13 protein-coding genes are annotated in these 16,530 nt (G+C 60.0%); 7 read left to right on the top strand and 6 right to left on the bottom strand.

All coding sequences use genetic code 11. The annotated features are described in order from the left end of the window. Positions 1-36: 36 nt before the first annotated feature. From prpF to AD669_RS02790, 5 genes are all read right to left on the bottom strand, one after another. The gene (prpF, locus tag AD669_RS02810) at positions 37-1,239 is read right to left on the bottom strand and encodes a 2-methylaconitate cis-trans isomerase PrpF (protein ID WP_053116870.1); all 1,203 of its coding nucleotides are present in this window, start codon (positions 1,237-1,239) and stop codon (positions 37-39) included. A 54-nt stretch (positions 1,240-1,293) separates the two neighbouring features. Continuing rightward, positions 1,294-3,888, bottom strand: a complete 2,595-nt coding sequence (gene acnD, locus AD669_RS02805; protein ID WP_053116869.1) for a Fe/S-dependent 2-methylisocitrate dehydratase AcnD — start codon at positions 3,886-3,888, stop codon at positions 1,294-1,296. Positions 3,889-4,063: 175 nt separating this feature from the next. Then, positions 4,064-5,191, bottom strand: a complete 1,128-nt coding sequence (gene prpC, locus AD669_RS02800; RefSeq protein ID WP_053116868.1) for a 2-methylcitrate synthase — start codon at positions 5,189-5,191, stop codon at positions 4,064-4,066. Positions 5,192-5,287: 96 nt separating this feature from the next. Further along, positions 5,288-6,178, bottom strand: coding sequence for a methylisocitrate lyase (gene prpB / locus AD669_RS02795; protein WP_007916432.1), 891 nt, complete (start codon positions 6,176-6,178; stop codon positions 5,288-5,290). Beyond that, positions 6,175-6,897 (bottom strand): GntR family transcriptional regulator, encoded by a 723-nt coding sequence (locus tag AD669_RS02790; RefSeq protein WP_172680069.1) that lies wholly within the window; start codon positions 6,895-6,897, stop codon positions 6,175-6,177. Before AD669_RS02790 ends, prpB begins: the two co-directional genes overlap by 4 nt. A gap of 404 nt (positions 6,898-7,301) precedes the next feature. Here AD669_RS02790 and AD669_RS02785 point away from each other — a divergent pair, with 404 nt between their 5' ends. The 4 genes from AD669_RS02785 (at position 7,302) to pabB (ending at position 11,984) form a co-directional block, all read left to right on the top strand. After that, complete coding sequence (locus tag AD669_RS02785; protein WP_053116866.1) at positions 7,302-7,838, top strand: ATP-dependent zinc protease; 537 nt, start codon at positions 7,302-7,304, stop codon at positions 7,836-7,838. 5 nt (positions 7,839-7,843) lie between these two features. Next, positions 7,844-9,379 (top strand): inactive transglutaminase family protein, encoded by a 1,536-nt coding sequence (locus tag AD669_RS02780; protein WP_053116865.1) that lies wholly within the window; start codon positions 7,844-7,846, stop codon positions 9,377-9,379. Next, a complete protein-coding gene (locus AD669_RS02775) occupies positions 9,379-10,365 on the top strand; it encodes an alpha-L-glutamate ligase-like protein (protein WP_053116864.1) in 987 nt (328 codons plus the stop codon). The genes AD669_RS02780 and AD669_RS02775 overlap by 1 nt, the downstream gene beginning before the upstream one ends. A 275-nt stretch (positions 10,366-10,640) precedes the next feature. Further along, positions 10,641-11,984: an aminodeoxychorismate synthase component I gene (gene pabB, locus AD669_RS02770; RefSeq protein WP_053116863.1), complete on the top strand. Its 1,344-nt coding sequence runs from the start codon at positions 10,641-10,643 to the stop codon at positions 11,982-11,984. A 128-nt stretch (positions 11,985-12,112) separates the two neighbouring features. Here pabB and thrH read toward each other — a convergent pair whose 3' ends face one another. Next, positions 12,113-12,730 (bottom strand): bifunctional phosphoserine phosphatase/homoserine phosphotransferase ThrH, encoded by a 618-nt coding sequence (gene thrH, locus AD669_RS02765; protein WP_053116862.1) that lies wholly within the window; start codon positions 12,728-12,730, stop codon positions 12,113-12,115. 164 nt (positions 12,731-12,894) lie between these two features. Here thrH and AD669_RS02760 point away from each other — a divergent pair, with 164 nt between their 5' ends. The 3 genes from AD669_RS02760 to AD669_RS02750 all read left to right on the top strand — a co-directional run bounded on the left by AD669_RS02760 (position 12,895) and on the right by AD669_RS02750 (position 16,485). Continuing rightward, on the top strand, positions 12,895-13,635 hold the full coding sequence (locus AD669_RS02760) for a phosphoadenylyl-sulfate reductase (RefSeq protein ID WP_053116861.1): 741 nt from the start codon (positions 12,895-12,897) through the stop codon (positions 13,633-13,635). 527 nt (positions 13,636-14,162) lie between these two features. After that, a complete protein-coding gene (locus AD669_RS02755) occupies positions 14,163-15,701 on the top strand; it encodes an NCS1 family nucleobase:cation symporter-1 (RefSeq protein ID WP_053116860.1) in 1,539 nt (512 codons plus the stop codon). A gap of 55 nt (positions 15,702-15,756) precedes the next feature. Further along, positions 15,757-16,485: an aspartate/glutamate racemase family protein gene (locus AD669_RS02750; protein WP_053116859.1), complete on the top strand. Its 729-nt coding sequence runs from the start codon at positions 15,757-15,759 to the stop codon at positions 16,483-16,485. The last annotated feature ends 45 nt before the right edge of the window (positions 16,486-16,530 follow it).

The following is a 16,530-nucleotide window of genomic DNA, read 5'->3' as shown; positions in this document are numbered from 1 at the left end:
CGGGAGAGGGCTGGGGTGAGGGAAAAGGTTCGCTAGTCAGAAAGAATCTCCGGGGACGCGCACGTAGCCTTCCATCAGCACCCGAGCACTGCGGCTCATGATGGCTTTTTTGACGATCCACTCGCCGTTTTCCAGACTGGCTTCAGCACCAACCCGCAACGTCCCGGACGGATGCCCGAAGCGCACGGCATTGCGTTCAACGCCACCCGCCGCGAGGTTCACCAAGGTGCCGGAAATAGCCGCCGCCGTACCAATCGCCACCGCCGCCGTGCCCATCATCGCGTGGTGCAACTTGCCCATCGACAACGCGCGCACCAGCAAATCGACATCACCAGCGCCAATCGCCTTACCACTGGAAGCCACATAATCCGCAGGCTTGGCAACAAACGCGACTTTCGGCGTGTGTTGCCGTTTCGCCGCTTCATCCAGATTGGCAATCAGGCCCATGCGCAGCGCGCCATACGCACGAATCGTCTCGAACATTTGCAGCGCTTTCGGATCGCTGTTGATCGCGCCTTGCAACTCGGTGCCGGTGTAACCGATGTCTTCGGCGTTGACGAAAATCGTCGGGATGCCGGCGTTGATCATGGTCGCCTTGAACGTGCCAACCCCCGGCACTTCCAGCTCATCGACCAAGTTACCGGTGGGGAACATCGAGCCACCGCCGCCCTCTTCTTCCGCCGCCGGATCCATGAATTCGACTTGCACTTCGGCGGCCGGGAAAGTCACGCCGTCGAGCTCGAAATCACCGGTTTCCTGCACTTCGCCGTTGGTGATCGGCACGTGGGCAATAATGGTTTTGCCGATGTTGGCCTGCCACACGCGCACCACCGCAACACCGTTGTGCGGAATGCGGCTGGCCTCGACCAAGCCATTGCTGATGGCGAACGAGCCGACCGCTGCCGAGAGGTTGCCGCAGTTGCCGCTCCAGTCGACGAATGGCTTGTCGATGGAGACCTGACCGAACAGGTAATCGACGTCGTGATCAGCCTTGAGGCTTTTCGACAGGATCACGGTTTTGCTGGTGCTTGAAGTGGCGCCGCCCATGCCGTCGATTTGCTTGTCGTACGGGTCGGGGCTGCCGATCACGCGCAGCAATAAAGCGTCGCGAACCGGCCCGGGAATCTGCGCTGCTTCGGGCAAATCCTTGAGGCTGAAAAACACGCCTTTGCTGGTGCCGCCTCGCATGTAGGTGGCGGGGATTTTGATCTGCGGTGCGAAAGTAGGTGCGTGAGCCATGGTGCTCCTTATCCACAGGCGTGAGACCGAGATCTCACGCCTGCATCAGTAGATTTAAACGGCAACCGCCGACTCTTCAAGGAAGTCCTGAGCGAAACGTTGCAACACGCCGCCGGCCTCGTAGATCGACACTTCTTCAGCGGTATCCAGACGGCAAGTCACCGGCACATCAACGCGCTCGCCGTTCTTGCGATGGATCACCAGCGTCAGGTCCGCGCGCGGTTTGCGCTCGCCGATCACGTCGTAGGTTTCGCTGCCGTCGATGGCCAAGGTGTGACGGTCGGTGCCTGCTTTGAACTCCAGCGGCAGCACGCCCATGCCCACCAGGTTGGTGCGGTGAATGCGCTCGAAACCTTCAGCGGCAATCGCTTCGACACCGGCCAGACGCACGCCTTTCGCCGCCCAGTCGCGGGACGAACCCTGACCGTAATCGGCGCCGGCGATGATGATCAGCGGCTGTTTGCGTTCCATGTAGGTTTCGATGGCTTCCCACATGCGCATGACCTTGCCTTCCGGCTCGACCCGCGCCAGCGAACCCTGTTTGACCTTGCCGTTTTCCACGACCATTTCGTTGAACAGTTTCGGGTTGGCGAAGGTCGCGCGCTGTGCGGTCAAGTGGTCGCCACGGTGCGTTGCGTACGAGTTGAAGTCCTCTTCCGGCAGGCCCATTTTCGCCAGGTATTCGCCAGCGGCGCTGTCGAGCATGATCGCGTTCGAAGGCGACAGGTGATCGGTGGTGATGTTGTCGGGCAGCACCGCCAGCGGGCGCATGCCCTTCAGCGGACGCGCGCCGGCCAACGCGCCTTCCCAGTACGGCGGACGGCGAATGTAGGTACTCATCTCGCGCCAGTCGTACAGCGGCGTGACTTTCGGGCCGGTGTCTTCGTGGACGGCGAACATCGGAATGTAGACCTGACGGAACTGCTCAGGCTTGACCGAAGACTTCACCACGGCGTCGATTTCTTCGTCGCTTGGCCAGATGTCTTTCAGGCGAATTTCCTTGCCGTCGACCACGCCCAACACATCTTTTTCGATGTCGAAACGGATGGTGCCGGCGATGGCGTAAGCGACCACCAGTGGCGGCGAAGCGAGGAACGCTTGCTTGGCGTACGGGTGAATGCGGCCGTCGAAGTTGCGGTTGCCCGAGAGCACCGCAGTCGCATACAGATCGCGGTCGATGATCTCTTGCTGGATCACTGGATCGAGCGCGCCGGACATGCCATTGCACGTGGTGCAGGCGAAGGCGACGACGCCGAAACCGAGCTGCTCCAGTTCAGTGGTCAGCCCCGCTTCGTCGAGGTACAGCGCGACGGTTTTCGAACCCGGCGCCAGCGAGGATTTCACCCACGGTTTGCGGGTCAGGCCGAGCTTGTTGGCGTTGCGCGCGATCAGGCCAGCGGCGATGACGTTGCGCGGGTTGCTGGTGTTGGTGCAACTGGTGATGGCGGCGATGATCACCGCGCCGTCAGGCATTTGCCCGGGGACTTCTTCCCACTGACCGGAGATGCCTTTGGCCGCCAGATCCGAGGTCGCGACGCGGGCGTGCGGGTTGCTCGGGCCGGCCATGTTGCGCACCACCGAAGACAGATCGAAAGTCAGACCGCGCTCGTATTGCGCGCCTTTCAGGCTGTCTGCCCAAAGGCCGGTCAGCTTGGCGTATTGCTCGACCAACTGCACTTGCTGGTCTTCACGACCGGTGAGTTTCAGGTAATCGATGGTCTGCTGATCGATGTAGAACATCGCTGCCGTGGCGCCGTATTCCGGGGCCATGTTGGAGATGGTCGCGCGGTCGCCGAGGGTCAGCGCAGCGGCGCCTTCGCCGAAGAACTCCAGCCATGCGCCAACGACCTTTTGTTTGCGCAGGTATTCGGTCAGCGCCAGCACCATGTCGGTGGCGGTGATGCCCGGTTGCAGCTTGCCGGTCAGTTCAACACCGACGCTTTCCGGCAGACGCATCCACGAGGCGCGGCCGAGCATCACGCTCTCGGCTTCGAGGCCGCCGACACCGATGGCGATCACGCCCAAGGCATCGACGTGCGGCGTGTGGCTGTCGGTGCCAACGCAAGTGTCGGGGAACGCCACGCCTTCACGCACCTGGATCACCGGAGACATTTTCTCCAGGTTGATCTGGTGCATGATGCCGTTGCCCGGCGGGATGACGTCGACGTTCTTGAAGGCCTTTTTCGTCCAGTTGATGAAGTGGAAGCGGTCTTCGTTGCGCCGGTCTTCGATGGCGCGGTTTTTCTCGAACGCCTGGGCATCGAAACCACCGGCCTCGACGGCCAGCGAGTGGTCAACGATCAGTTGCGTCGGCACTACCGGGTTGACTTGCGCCGGGTCGCCACCCTGCAACGCGATCGCGTCGCGCAGACCAGCGAGGTCGACCAGCGCGGTCTGGCCGAGAATGTCGTGGCAGACCACACGCGCTGGAAACCACGGGAAATCGAGGTCGCGTTTGCGTTCGATCAGTTGCTTGAGGGAATCGGTGAGCGTGGCCGGGTCGCAGCGACGCACCAGGTTTTCCGCCAGCACGCGGGAGGTGTACGGCAGGGTGTCGTAACTGCCGGGCTGAATCGCTTCGACCGCCGCGCGGGCGTCGAAATAATCCAGAGGGCTGCCGGGCAGGGTTTTGCGGAATTCTGTGTTCATCGGGTCAGGACTCGGGTCACGGTAATTTCAAAGGGTGATGCCTTCTCGCCGATCCCCCCTGTAGGAGCTGCCGAAGGCTGCGATCTTTTGATCTTTGTTTTCAAGATCAAGATCAACAGATCGCAGCCTTCGACAGCTCCTACAGGGATTGCGATCAGGAGTTGGCACTCACCATTCAGCGACGTTCGATTGGCACGAACTTGCGCTGTTCGACGCCGATGTACTCGGCGCTTGGGCGGATGATGCGGTTGTTGGCGCGCTGTTCGAACACGTGCGCGGCCCAGCCGGTCAGGCGCGAGCAGACGAAGATCGGCGTGAACAGCTTGGTCGGAATGCCCATGAAGTGGTACGCCGAGGCATGGTAGAAATCGGCGTTCGGGAAGAGTTTTTTCTGTTCCCACATGGTCTTGTCGATCGCTTCGGAAACCGGGAACAACACCTTGTCACCGACTTCATCTGCCAGCTGTTTCGCCCAGCCTTTGATCACTTCGTTGCGCGGGTCGCTGTCCTTATAGATCGCGTGGCCGAAGCCCATGATCTTGTCCTTGCGCTCGAGCATGCCGAGGGTGCCTTTGATCGCGTCTTCAGGCGACGAGAAGCGTTCGATCATTTCCATCGCCGCTTCGTTGGCGCCGCCATGCAACGGACCGCGCAGCGAACCGATGGCTGCGGTGACGCAGGAATACAGATCGGACAGCGTCGAGGCGCAAACGCGGGCGGTGAAGGTCGAGGCGTTGAATTCGTGTTCGGCGTAAAGGATCAGCGACACGTTCATCACTTTGACGTGCAGTTCGCTTGGCTTCTTGTCGTGCAGCAGGTGCAGGAAGTGGCCGCCGATGGTTGGCTCGCTGCTCACGCAGTTGATGCGCTTGCCGTCGTGGCTGAAGCGATACCAGTAGCACATGATCGCCGGGAATGCGGCGAGCAAACGGTCGGTCTTGTCGCGCTGCTCGGAGAAATCTTTCTCCGGCTCGATATTGCCGAGGAACGAGCAACCGGTGCGCATCACGTCCATCGGGTGGGCGTCGGCGGGGATGCGTTCGAGCACTTCCTTCAGCGCTTGCGGCAGGTCGCGCAGCTTGCTCAGCTTGCCTTGGTATTCGTCGAGTTGCGCCTGGGTCGGCAGCTCGCCGTAGAGCAGCAGGTAGGCGACTTCTTCAAATTGCGCATCGGCTGCCAGTTCGCGCACGTCGTAACCGCGATAGGTCAGCCCGGCACCGGCCTGGCCCACGGTGGACAGTGCGGTTTGCCCGGCAACCTGGCCACGGAGCCCGGCGCCACTGAGTACTTTTGCTTCGGCCATTTCTATCTCCAATCTTGAATTTGTTAGGGAGTGTGGCGAAAAGATCGCAGCCTCGTTGCACTGTAGGAGCTGCCGCAGGCTGCGATCTTTTGATCTTTATTTCTTCGCAGCAAACAACGCATCGAGCTTCTGCTCGAACGTGTGGTAATCGATGCGATCGTAAAGCTCCATGCGAGTCTGCATGGTGTCGATGACATTCTGTTGCGTGCCGTCGCGGCGGATCGCGGTGTAGACGTTTTCCGCAGCCTTGTTCATCGCGCGGAACGCCGACAGCGGATACAGCACCAGCGACACATCGGCGCCGGCCAGTTGCTCGGTGGTGTACAGCGGCGTCGAGCCGAACTCGGTGATGTTGGCCAGAATCGGCGCTTTCACACGGTTGGCGAACAGCTTGTACATCTCCAGCTCGGTGATGGCTTCCGGGAAAATCATGTCGGCGCCAGCCTCGATGCACGCGGCGGCGCGATCCAGTGCCGATTCCAGACCTTCCACCGCCAGCGCATCGGTACGCGCCATGATCACAAAGCTGTCATCGGTGCGCGCATCGACGGCGGCTTTGATGCGGTCGACCATTTCCTGCTGGCTGACGATCTCTTTATTAGGACGGTGGCCACAGCGCTTGGCGCCAACCTGATCTTCGATATGAATCGCCGCCGCGCCGAACTTGATCATCGACTTCACCGTGCGCGCGACGTTGAACGCCGAAGAGCCGAAACCGGTGTCGACATCGACCAGCAGCGGCAGATCGCAAACGTCGGTGATGCGGCGCACGTCGGTGAGCACGTCATCCAGACCGGTGATGCCCAGATCCGGCACGCCGAGCGAGCCTGCGGCCACCCCGCCACCGGACAGGTAGATCGCCTTGAAACCGGCGCGCTTGGCCAGCAGCGCGTGGTTGGCGTTGATCGCGCCGACCACTTGCAATGGATGCTCGCTGGCGACCGCATCGCGGAAACGCTGGCCTGGAGTGCTGTGCTTGGAACTCATGACTCACCTCGTTCAGTGGCTGTCTTATTGTGGGCGCCGTCCTGGTAATGACGGGCGATGTTGCGTTTCGAGGCGCCGATGTGGCGGCGCATCAACAATTCCGCGAGCTCGCCGTCACGGTCGGCGATGGCATCGAGAATCCGGTGGTGTTCGGCAAAGGCCTGGCGTGGGCGGTTCGGCGTGGTGGAAAACTGGATGCGGTACATGCGCACCAGTTGATACAGCTCGCCGCAGAGCATCTGCGTCAGCGTGCGGTTGCCGCTGCCCTGAATGATCCGGTAGTGAAAGTCGAAATCGCCTTCCTGCTGGTAGTAGCCGACGCCGGCCTGAAACGCGGCGTCGCGCTCGTGGGTTTCCAGCACCCGGCGCAGTTCGTCGATTTCTTCGACGCTCATGCGCTCGGCCGCCAGACGGCAGGCCATGCCTTCGAGGGATTCGCGGATTTCGTAGAGTTCGATCAGCTCGGCATGATTGAGCGAGACCACGCGCGCGCCGACGTGCGGGACGCGCACCAACAGGCGCTGGCCTTCGAGTCGGTGAATCGCCTCACGCAACGGTCCACGGCTGATGCCGTAAGTGCGCGCCAGTTCCGGCTCGGAGATTTTGCTGCCCGGGGCGATCTCGCCTTTGACGATGGCCGCCTGAATACGCCGGAAGACGTTTTCCGAGAGCGTTTCGGAATCGTCACCGTTGATGACCGGGGGATCGAGTTGATCCAGCATGATTGTCGACACCTTTAAATCCAATGCGGCAAAAACTAGCTAATTCAGCCGAATCAGTCAAAGGATAAATGGGTATTGTCGACAATCGTCTAATAACCACAGGCAACCTTCCCTTAACACTTGACCCTGTGGGAGCGAGCTTGCTCGCGAAGACGGACTGACATTCAACATCAATGTCGACTGATCTACCGCTTTCGCGAGCAAGCTCGCTCCCACAGTAATCTCCGTGGGTTATAGACCGGTGCAGGCGCTGGCGCCATAAAACCACCGTGCTAGAATGCCGCCCGCATTTGCTGGCCATTTGTACGGCTTGTCATAAAAAGCTGCCAGGCACACGCAGGCGCTTGCGCAAGTCTTGCCAGGCACCTGAACCGACCACGGAACGCTGCGCACCAGGATTTATGAGACTCAAGCCTTTTCCCACATTCTTTGCCCTGTTTTGCCTGCCCGGCCTCGCCGCCGCGGGGGAAAAAACCGTGTACGGCCTCAACGAATACGCTTCGCTTGACGGCATCAATCTCGAAGTCGCGGCCAAACTCGACACGGGCGCGAAAACCGCCTCGCTGAGTGCCCGCGACATCAAACGCTTTAAACGCAACGGTGAGTCCTGGGTACGTTTCTACCTGGCGATCGACGCAGCGCATTCGCACCCGATCGAACGGCCACTGGCCCGCGTCAGCAAAATCAAACGCCGCGCCGGCGACTACGACCCGGAAGAAGGCAAGAAGTACACCGCCCGTCCGGTAATCGAGCTGGATATCTGCATGGGCACGGCGATGCGCAGCATCGAAGTGAACCTGACCGACCGAAGTGCGTTCCAATACCCGCTTTTGATCGGCTCCGAAGCGTTGAAACGCTTCGACGCGCTGGTCGACCCCAGTCTTAAATACGCTGCCGGCAAACCCGCCTGCACCATCGCCGCTCATACCGCCGAGTAATTTCCATGCGTTCTCTAACCTTCCACCTGAAAATCCTGATCACCATTTTGGTGTTACTGGGCGTTTCGGTTACGGCCTATCAGATTTTCGTACTCGGCATCCCGGTGACCGAAGATGCTACCGACGACTTGTGGAACATCGACGCCAAAGTCGAGTTCGTCGCCAGCACCAAGGATCCGGTGAAGATCCAGATGTTCGTACCGCCGCTGAGCCGCGATTACGTCAGCCTCAATGAAAGTTTCATTTCCAATAACTACGGCGTCGCGGTGAATCGTGTCGACGGCAACCGCAAGGTGACCTGGTCGGCACGTCGCGCCAAGGGCAACCAGACCCTTTATTACCGTCTGGTGCTGACCAAGCGTTACACCGCGGAAAAATCCAAGGTCAAAGGCCCGACTTTCCGCGACAGCATCGCCATCGAAGGCCCGGAAAAAATCGCTGCCGAGGCCCTGCTCGCACCGATCCGCCAACACTCCGCCGACGTCGAGACCTTCATCGGCGAAGCGATCAAACGCGTCAACAACCTCAACGACGACAATGTGAAACTGCTGCTGGCCGGCGATCCGTCGACTGCGCACAAAGCCAAAATCGTCGAATTGCTGTTGTCCATCGCCCACGTACCGGTGGAAAAAGTCCACACCATCCGCCTCGTCGCCGATCAACCGCAAATGCCCGAACTGTGGCTGCGCAGCTTCAACGGCAACGATTGGCTGTATTTCAACCCGGAAACCGGCGAGCAAGGCCTGCCGACCGACCGCCTGCTGTGGTGGACCGGCGATGAAAACCTGATCACCGTCGACGGCGGCAAGAAAGCCAACGTGACCTTCAGCCTGAACAACAGCGAGATGAACGCGATTCGTCTGGCCAAGCTGACCGACGAGAATACCGACGCCAACTTCCTCGAATACTCGTTGTACGGCTTGCCGCTGCAGACCCAGCAGACCTTCATGATCATGGTGATGATCCCGATCGGCGTGCTGGTGATCCTGATCCTGCGCAACCTGATCGGCGTGCAGACCCTCGGTACGTTCACCCCGGTACTGATCGCCCTCGCCTTCCGCGAGACGCAACTGGGCTTCGGTATATTGCTGTTTACCGTGATCACGGCGCTGGGCCTGTCATTACGCTCCTATCTGGAACACCTGAAGCTGCAAATGCTGCCGCGACTCTCGGTGGTGCTGACCTTTGTCGTGGTGTTGATCGCGGCGATCAGTCTGTTCAGCCATAAACTCGGTCTGGAACGTGGTCTGTCGGTGGCGCTGTTCCCGATGGTGATTCTGACCATGACCATCGAACGCCTGTCGATCACTTGGGAAGAACGCGGCGCCAGCCATGCGATGAAAGTCGCGATCGGCACGCTGTTCGCGGCGTCCCTGGCGCACCTGATCATGACCGTGCCGGAGCTGGTTTACTTCGTGTTCACCTTCCCGGCGATCCTGCTGATTCTGGTCGGCTTCATGCTGGCGATGGGTCGTTATCGCGGCTACCGCCTGACGGAACTGGTGCGTTTCAAGGCTTTCCTGAAGAAGGCTGACGCCTGATGTTCGGTTTCTGGAAGACCTGGAAGGCGCTGGAAGCGCGGGGGATCATGGGCATCAATCGGCGTAACGCCGACTACGTGCTCAAGTACAACAAGCGCAGCCTGTACCCGATCGTCGATGACAAGATCATCACCAAGGAACGCGCGATCGAGGCCGGCATTCACGTGCCGGAATTGTATGGCGTGATTTCCACCGAGAAGGAAATCGACAAGCTCGGCGAGATCATCGGCGGGCGCAGTGACTTCGTGATCAAACCGGCGCAGGGCGCTGGCGGGGACGGCATCATCGTCGTCGCCGACCGCTTCGAGGGCCGTTATCGCACGGTGTCGGGCAAGATTGTTGACCACGAGGAGCTTGAGCACCACATCTCGAGCATTCTCACCGGTTTGTACTCGCTGGGCGGCCACCGCGACCGCGCGCTGATCGAATACCGCGTGACCCCGGATCAGATCTTCAAAAGCATCAGTTATGAAGGTGTGCCGGACATCCGCATCATTGTGCTGATGGGTTATCCGGTGATGGCGATGCTGCGTTTGCCGACCCGGCAATCCGGCGGCAAGGCCAACCTGCACCAGGGCGCGATTGGCGTCGGTGTCGATCTGGCGACGGGTCTGACGTTGCGCGGCACCTGGCTGAACAACATCATCACCAAACACCCCGACACCACCAACGCGGTGGACGGCGTGCAACTGCCCTACTGGGACGGTTTCATGAAACTCGCGGCCGGCTGTTATGAGCTGTGCGGGTTGGGGTATATCGGCGTTGATATGGTGCTGGATCAGGAGAAAGGCCCGCTGATTCTGGAGCTGAATGCGCGGCCCGGGTTGAATATTCAGATCGCTAACGACTGTGGGCTGACGTTGCGTACCCATGCGGTTGAGGCGCGGCTGGAAGAGCTGAAGGCGCGTGGGGTGGTCGAGACGGCTGAAGAGCGAGTGGCGTTTACTCAGGAAATGTTTGGGCATATTCCCGCCGTCGAAGGCTGATCTCCCCCGATGATCGTTCCCACGCTCTGCGTGGGAATGCATCCCGTGACGCTCCGCGTCACAGTGGACGCAGAGCGTCCATGGCGGCGTTACCACGCAGAGCGTGGGAACGATCATTTTTGAAAAGCCCCCAATCTGCTCCCTTTCCCCTCGCCCCCTTGGGGGCGGTCCGACGTTTCGGGAGGGCTGGGGTGAGGGGGTGGCTTTTGACTTTGATCTGGCATCGGAGAGGACTACAATCCCCACCCCGCCTCAACGGCCGATCTGCCCCGCCCATGTTGACCTGTTCCGTACACCCGCTGCCCTACCGTGCCAATCCCGCCGACTATTTCGCGGCCATCCGCCACGCGCCCGGCGCCGTGCTGCTCGACAGCGGCCGGCCGAGCGCTGACCGTGGTCGCTACGACCTGCTCAGCGCCTGGCCGCTGGAACAACTGGCCATATTGCCGGACGAGAGCGGCAGTCATTTCCTCCAGCGGTTGCGCGACAATTTGCAGCGTTTGGGCGAGGCTGATTTACCGTTGGGTTTCGAGTTGCCATTCGCCGGCGGCTTGATCGGTTACCTCAGCTATGACTTCGGCCGGCATCTGGAAAACCTGCCAAGCCAGGCCCGCGATGATCTGCAATTGCCTGACGCACATTTCGGCCTGTACAACTGGGCGCTGATCAGCGATCACCAGACGTCAACCAGCCAATTGGTCTTTCACCCGTCCGTGATTGACAGCGAGAAGCAGCGGCTGATTTCGTTGTTCACGCAGCCGGTCGTTAGTGCTTTAACCCCGTTCAAGCTCAACAACCCGATGGCCGCCGATCTCTCGGCTGACGATTACCGTCAGGCTTTCGAACGCATTCAACATTACATCCAGGCCGGCGATTGCTATCAGGTCAACTTCGCTCAACGCTTCCGCGCTGAGTGCCAAGGCGATCCGTGGCTGGCCTATTGCGCATTGCGCGAAGCCTGCCCGACGCCGTTCTCCGGTTTCCAGAGCCTGCCTGACGGTGGCGCGGTGTTGAGCCTGTCGCCGGAGCGCTTTGTCAAAGTCAGCCAGCGCCAAGTGGAAACCCGCCCAATCAAAGGCACCCGCCCCCGAGGCCTGACCCCAGCCGAAGATACGGCCAACGCCGCCGAACTGCTGGCCAGCCCCAAGGATCGCGCGGAAAACCTGATGATCGTTGACCTGCTGCGCAACGACCTCGGCCGCACTTGCCGCATCGGCTCGGTGCGGGTACCGGAGTTATTCAGTCTGGAAAGCTATCCGAACGTGCATCACCTGGTCAGCAGCGTCACCGGCGAATTGGCGGATGATCGCGACGCACTGGATTTGATCGCCGGCAGCTTCCCCGGCGGCTCGATCACCGGCGCACCGAAAATTCGTGCGATGCAGATCATTGATGAGCTGGAGCCGACCCGGCGCGGGTTGTATTGCGGTTCGTTGCTGTACCTGGACGTGCGCGGCGAGATGGACAGCTCCATCGCGATTCGCAGTCTGTTGGTCAAGGATGGGCAGGTGTGCTGCTGGGGCGGTGGCGGGATTGTTGCGGATTCGGACTGGCAGGCTGAGTATCAGGAGTCGATCACCAAAGTCAGAATCCTCCTCGAAACCCTGCAAAACCTCTGAGTAATGATCGTTCCCACGCTCCGCGTGGGAATGCAGCCCGGGACGCTCGGCGTCCCATCCAAAGCCGAACGCGGAGCGTCCGTTGAGGCATTCCCACGCAGAGCGTGGGAACGATCATTTAGCCAGGCTTACAGGCTGAGGTCGCGGATGGAGGCTTTTAGGAATTCCTGCTTCAACTCAGCAAAGGTATGCACCGCCGGAAACTGCGGAAACTCGCGAATCACATTCTCCGGCGCATGGAACAAAATCCCCGCATCCGCCTCGCCCAGCATCGTCGTATCGTTATACGAATCCCCCGCCGCAATCACCCGGTAATACAGGCTCTTGAACGCCAGCACCGACTGACGCTTCGGATCTTTCTGACGCAACTGATAGCTGGTCACCCGCCCGGTTTCGTCAGTAATCAGACGATGGCACAGCAACGTCGGGAAGCCCAACTGGCGCATCAGCGGCTGCGAGAACTCGTAGAACGTGTCCGACAGAATCACCACTTGAAAGCGCTCGCGCAGCCAGTTGACGAACTCCACCGCGCCGTCCAGCGGCTTCAGCGTGGCGATCACTTCCTGAATGTCGGAGAGCTTCAAGCCGTGCTCGTCGAGGATGCGCAGACGCTGCTTCATCAGCACGTCGTAATCGGGAATGTCCCGGGTGGTGGCCTTGAGGGAGTCGATTCCGGTTTTTTCAGCGAAGGCGATCCAGATTTCCGGCACCAACACCCCTTCAAGATCCAGGCAAGCAATTTCCACAAGACACTCCCGTTTGTATTGATTATTTGAGTCGAGCGAGGCCGAACTCTAGCGACTCAAATCCACTCGCGCAACGCACAGCGCGCCCCGAGCCGCGCAGCTTTTTGTTACCATCGGCCCCATATAGAGCGCCCAGCGCCACCGACCTGTAGGAAGCCGCCCTGATGAGTGCAACGTTCGACGTCGTGGAACTCGCCACGACCTATGCCAACAAATCCGCGCAAGACATTCTCAAACTCGCCTTTGCCGAGTTCGGTGATGACCTGTGGATATCTTTCAGCGGCGCCGAGGATGTGGTGCTGGTGGACATGGCCTGGAAGCTCAACAAGAACGTCAAGGTGTTCAGCCTCGACACCGGCCGCCTGCACCCGGAGACCTACCGCTTCATCGATCAAGTGCGCGAGCACTACAAGATCGACATCGAACTGGTGTCGCCGGACTACACGAAACTGGAGCCGTTCGTGAAGGAAAAAGGCCTGTTCAGTTTCTACAAGGACGGCCACGGCGAATGCTGCGGCATCCGTAAGATCGAACCGCTGCGCCGCAAGCTGTCAGACGTCAAAGCCTGGGCCACCGGCCAGCGCCGCGACCAGAGCCCGGGCACGCGCAGTGCCGTGGCAGCGATGGAAATCGACACGGCGTTCTCTACTCCGGAACGCACCCTGTACAAGTTCAACCCGCTGGCGCAGATGACCAGCGAAGAGATCTGGGGTTACATCCGCATGCTCGAGCTGCCGTACAACAGCCTGCATGAACGCGGTTTCATCAGCATCGGCTGCGAACCGTGCACCCGCCCTGTCCTGCCAAATCAGCACGAGCGCGAAGGGCGCTGGTGGTGGGAAGAAGCGACGCAGAAAGAATGTGGGTTGCATGCGGGGAATATCATCAGTAAGTCCAACAGCTAAAAGATCGCAGCCTGCGGCAGCTCCTACAGGTGACCGCATTCCCATGTAGGAGCTGCCGCAGGCTGCGATCTTTTGATCTTGAAAAAATGTGTACACACGAATGTCACCATCGGTGCCATTTGTGTGTGCACTTTTTTGCTTCCGCGCCCTGAAAGGTTACATCCCCTCCGAAATCCCCACGCTTTTGCTCCCCGCCCAAATCCCCCACCGAAAATAAATACCTGTTCAATCGGTCAATTTTTAATCACCACATTTCAGTCACTTAGCGCTCATCGATAACTTTTCGAAATGAGCAACGCTGTCCATAGATCGGTAACTGGCACAAATCTGGCTTTAGTGCATACATGTTTTGTATACAAAACTGCAAAACATAAACACACTTTCGATCCGCAAGCCTGAAGCGCCCTATCCCGTACAGGCTGCAGATGCCCCGTAACCAGTGATGTTTCACTGCCACGACGAAGATTTGTCGAGCCTGACGGCTTAAGCACAGTCATCGCGGCGCTGAACATCAGGAGCCTGCCGGAATGCGTACAAGTCTCTCCAATAACATCGCGCTGAATCTGCCCGCCTCTGCCCTCGATCAACCGTCGTCCTACGACGGTCTGACCGAACCGTTACAACTGAGCCCCCGCCTGCACAACAGCGACCTCGCGCCAACCAAGGCCGAAGGTCGACGCTGGGGCAAATACAGCATCTTCGCCCTGTGGACGAACGACGTGCACAACATCGCCAACTATTCCTTCGCCATCGGCTTGTACGCGTTGGGCCTGGGTGGCTGGCAGATTTTGCTGTCGCTGGGGATCGGCGCGGCGCTGGTGTACTTCTTCATGAACCTGTCCGGTTACATGGGGCAGAAAACCGGGGTGCCGTTTCCGGTGATCAGCCGGATCAGTTTCGGCATTCACGGTGCGCAAATTCCTGCATTGATCCGGGCGGTTATCGCCATCGCCTGGTTCGGCATTCAGACGTATCTGGCGTCAGTAGTCCTACGAGTACTGCTCACGGCAGTGCATCCCGGTTTCGCCGAATACGACCACAACTCGATCCTCGGACTGTCGACGCTGGGCTGGGCATCGTTCGTGGCGATCTGGTTCGTGCAACTGGCGATTCTCGCCTACGGCATGGAAATGGTGCGTCGTTACGAGGCGTTCGCCGGGCCGGTGATTCTGCTGACCGTTGCCGCGCTTGCCGCATGGATGTACTTCCAGGCCAACGCGACCATCGCCTGGTCAACCCGCGATCCGCTGACCGGTGGCGAGATGTGGCGCAACATCTTTGCCGGCGGCGCGTTGTGGCTGGCGATCTACGGCACGTTGATCCTCAACTTCTGCGACTTCGCCCGCTCTTCGCCATGCCGCAAGACCATCAAGGTAGGAAACTTCTGGGGTTTGCCGGTGAATATTCTGGTGTTCGCTGCGATTACCGTGCTGCTCTGTGGCGCGCAATTTCAGATCAATGGCCGAATCATCGAAAGCCCGACGGAAATTATCGCGTCGATTCCCAACACGTTCTTTTTGGTGCTGGGTTGCCTGGCCTTCCTGATCGTCACCGTGGCGGTGAACATCATGGCCAACTTCGTCGCCCCGGCTTTCGTGCTCAGTAACCTGGCGCCGAAGTACCTGACCTTCCGCCGCGCCGGGCTGATCAGCGCGACCATCGCCGTGCTGATCCTGCCGTGGAATCTCTACAACAGCCCGCTGGTGATCGTGTATTTCCTGTCCGGCCTCGGCGCCCTGCTCGGCCCGTTGTACGGGGTGATCATGGTCGACTACTGGCTGATCCGCAAAGGCCGGATCAACGTGCCGCAGCTCTACAGCGAAGACCCGAACGGCGCTTATTACTACAGCCGTGGCGTCAACCTGCGCGCCGTTGCCGCGTTCATTCCAGCGGCGCTGATCGCCATCGTGCTGGCGCTGGTGCCGGGTTTCCACAGCGTCTCGCCGTTCTCCTGGCTGATCGGTGCCGGCATCGCCGGAATGCTCTACCTGATCATCGCCAAACGCGAAGCGCACTACGCCGACGTCAGCGGCGAGTCCATCGCGGTCGACAACGTCTGCCATTAATTTCCCTCGCGGCCCGGATGTTGGGCCGCAGAACTGCCCGCTATAAGGATTTCCCATGCGTATTCTCGTGGTCAACGTCAACACCACCGAGTCCATCACCCAAGCCATCGCCCGCTCGGCCCAGGCCGTCGCGTCATCGGGTACCGAGATCGTTGGCTTGACGCCGTTTTTCGGCGCCGACTCGATTGAAGGCAACTTCGAAAGCTACCTCGCCGCGATTGCCGTGATGGATCGGGTGATGGCCTACGACCAACCGTTCGACGCGGTGATTCAGGCCGGTTATGGCGAACATGGTCGCGAAGGTTTGCAGGAATTGCTCAACGTGCCGGTGGTGGACATCACCGACGCGGCGGCGAGCACCGCGATGTTTTTGGGCCACGCGTATTCGGTGGTGACGACGCTGGATCGCACCGTGCCGTTGATCGAGGATCGGCTGAAATTGTCGGGGCTGTGGGATCGTTGCGCTTCGGTGCGAGCCAGTGGTTTGGCGGTTCTGGAGCTGGAACACGAACCGCAGCGTGCGCTGGAAGCGATCGTGCATCAGGCCGAACTGGCGGTGACGCAGGATAAGGCCGAGGTGATTTGCCTGGGTTGCGGCGGCATGGCCGGGCTGGATGAGCAGATTCGTCGTCGTACCGGCGTGCCGGTGGTGGATGGCGTGACGGCGGCGGTGACGATTGCGGAATCGCTGGTGCGGTTGGGGTTGTCGACGTCGAAGGTGCGGACTTATGCGACGCCGCGGCCGAAGAACATCATTGGCTGGCCGGGGCGGTTTGCCCGGTAGACCGCGTTATCGTTCATCGCGAGCAAGCTCGCTCCCACAGGTTCT

It is taken from the genome of Pseudomonas sp. P1.31 (assembly GCF_001269815.1).
Lineage (GTDB): Bacteria > Pseudomonadota > Gammaproteobacteria > Pseudomonadales > Pseudomonadaceae > Aquipseudomonas > Aquipseudomonas rustica.
Note: the sequence above shows the minus strand (reverse complement) of the source record. Positions and strands in the feature narration are given on the sequence as shown.

What these genes read in the sequence shown, in the direction of transcription:
- prpF (WP_053116870.1), bottom strand. Translation starts at nt 1,239, where the DNA reads ATGGCTCACGCACCTACTTTCGCACCGCAGATCAAAATCCCCGCCACC.
- acnD (WP_053116869.1), bottom strand. Translation starts at nt 3,888, where the DNA reads ATGAACACAGAATTCCGCAAAACCCTGCCCGGCAGCCCTCTGGATTAT.
- prpC (WP_053116868.1), bottom strand. Translation starts at nt 5,191, where the DNA reads ATGGCCGAAGCAAAAGTACTCAGTGGCGCCGGGCTCCGTGGCCAGGTT.
- prpB (WP_007916432.1), bottom strand. Translation starts at nt 6,178, where the DNA reads ATGAGTTCCAAGCACAGCACTCCAGGCCAGCGTTTCCGCGATGCGGTC.
- AD669_RS02785 (WP_053116866.1), top strand. Translation starts at nt 7,302, where the DNA reads ATGAGACTCAAGCCTTTTCCCACATTCTTTGCCCTGTTTTGCCTGCCC.
- AD669_RS02780 (WP_053116865.1), top strand. Translation starts at nt 7,844, where the DNA reads ATGCGTTCTCTAACCTTCCACCTGAAAATCCTGATCACCATTTTGGTG.
- AD669_RS02775 (WP_053116864.1), top strand. Translation starts at nt 9,379, where the DNA reads ATGTTCGGTTTCTGGAAGACCTGGAAGGCGCTGGAAGCGCGGGGGATC.
- pabB (WP_053116863.1), top strand. Translation starts at nt 10,641, where the DNA reads ATGTTGACCTGTTCCGTACACCCGCTGCCCTACCGTGCCAATCCCGCC.
- AD669_RS02760 (WP_053116861.1), top strand. Translation starts at nt 12,895, where the DNA reads ATGAGTGCAACGTTCGACGTCGTGGAACTCGCCACGACCTATGCCAAC.
- AD669_RS02755 (WP_053116860.1), top strand. Translation starts at nt 14,163, where the DNA reads ATGCGTACAAGTCTCTCCAATAACATCGCGCTGAATCTGCCCGCCTCT.
- AD669_RS02750 (WP_053116859.1), top strand. Translation starts at nt 15,757, where the DNA reads ATGCGTATTCTCGTGGTCAACGTCAACACCACCGAGTCCATCACCCAA.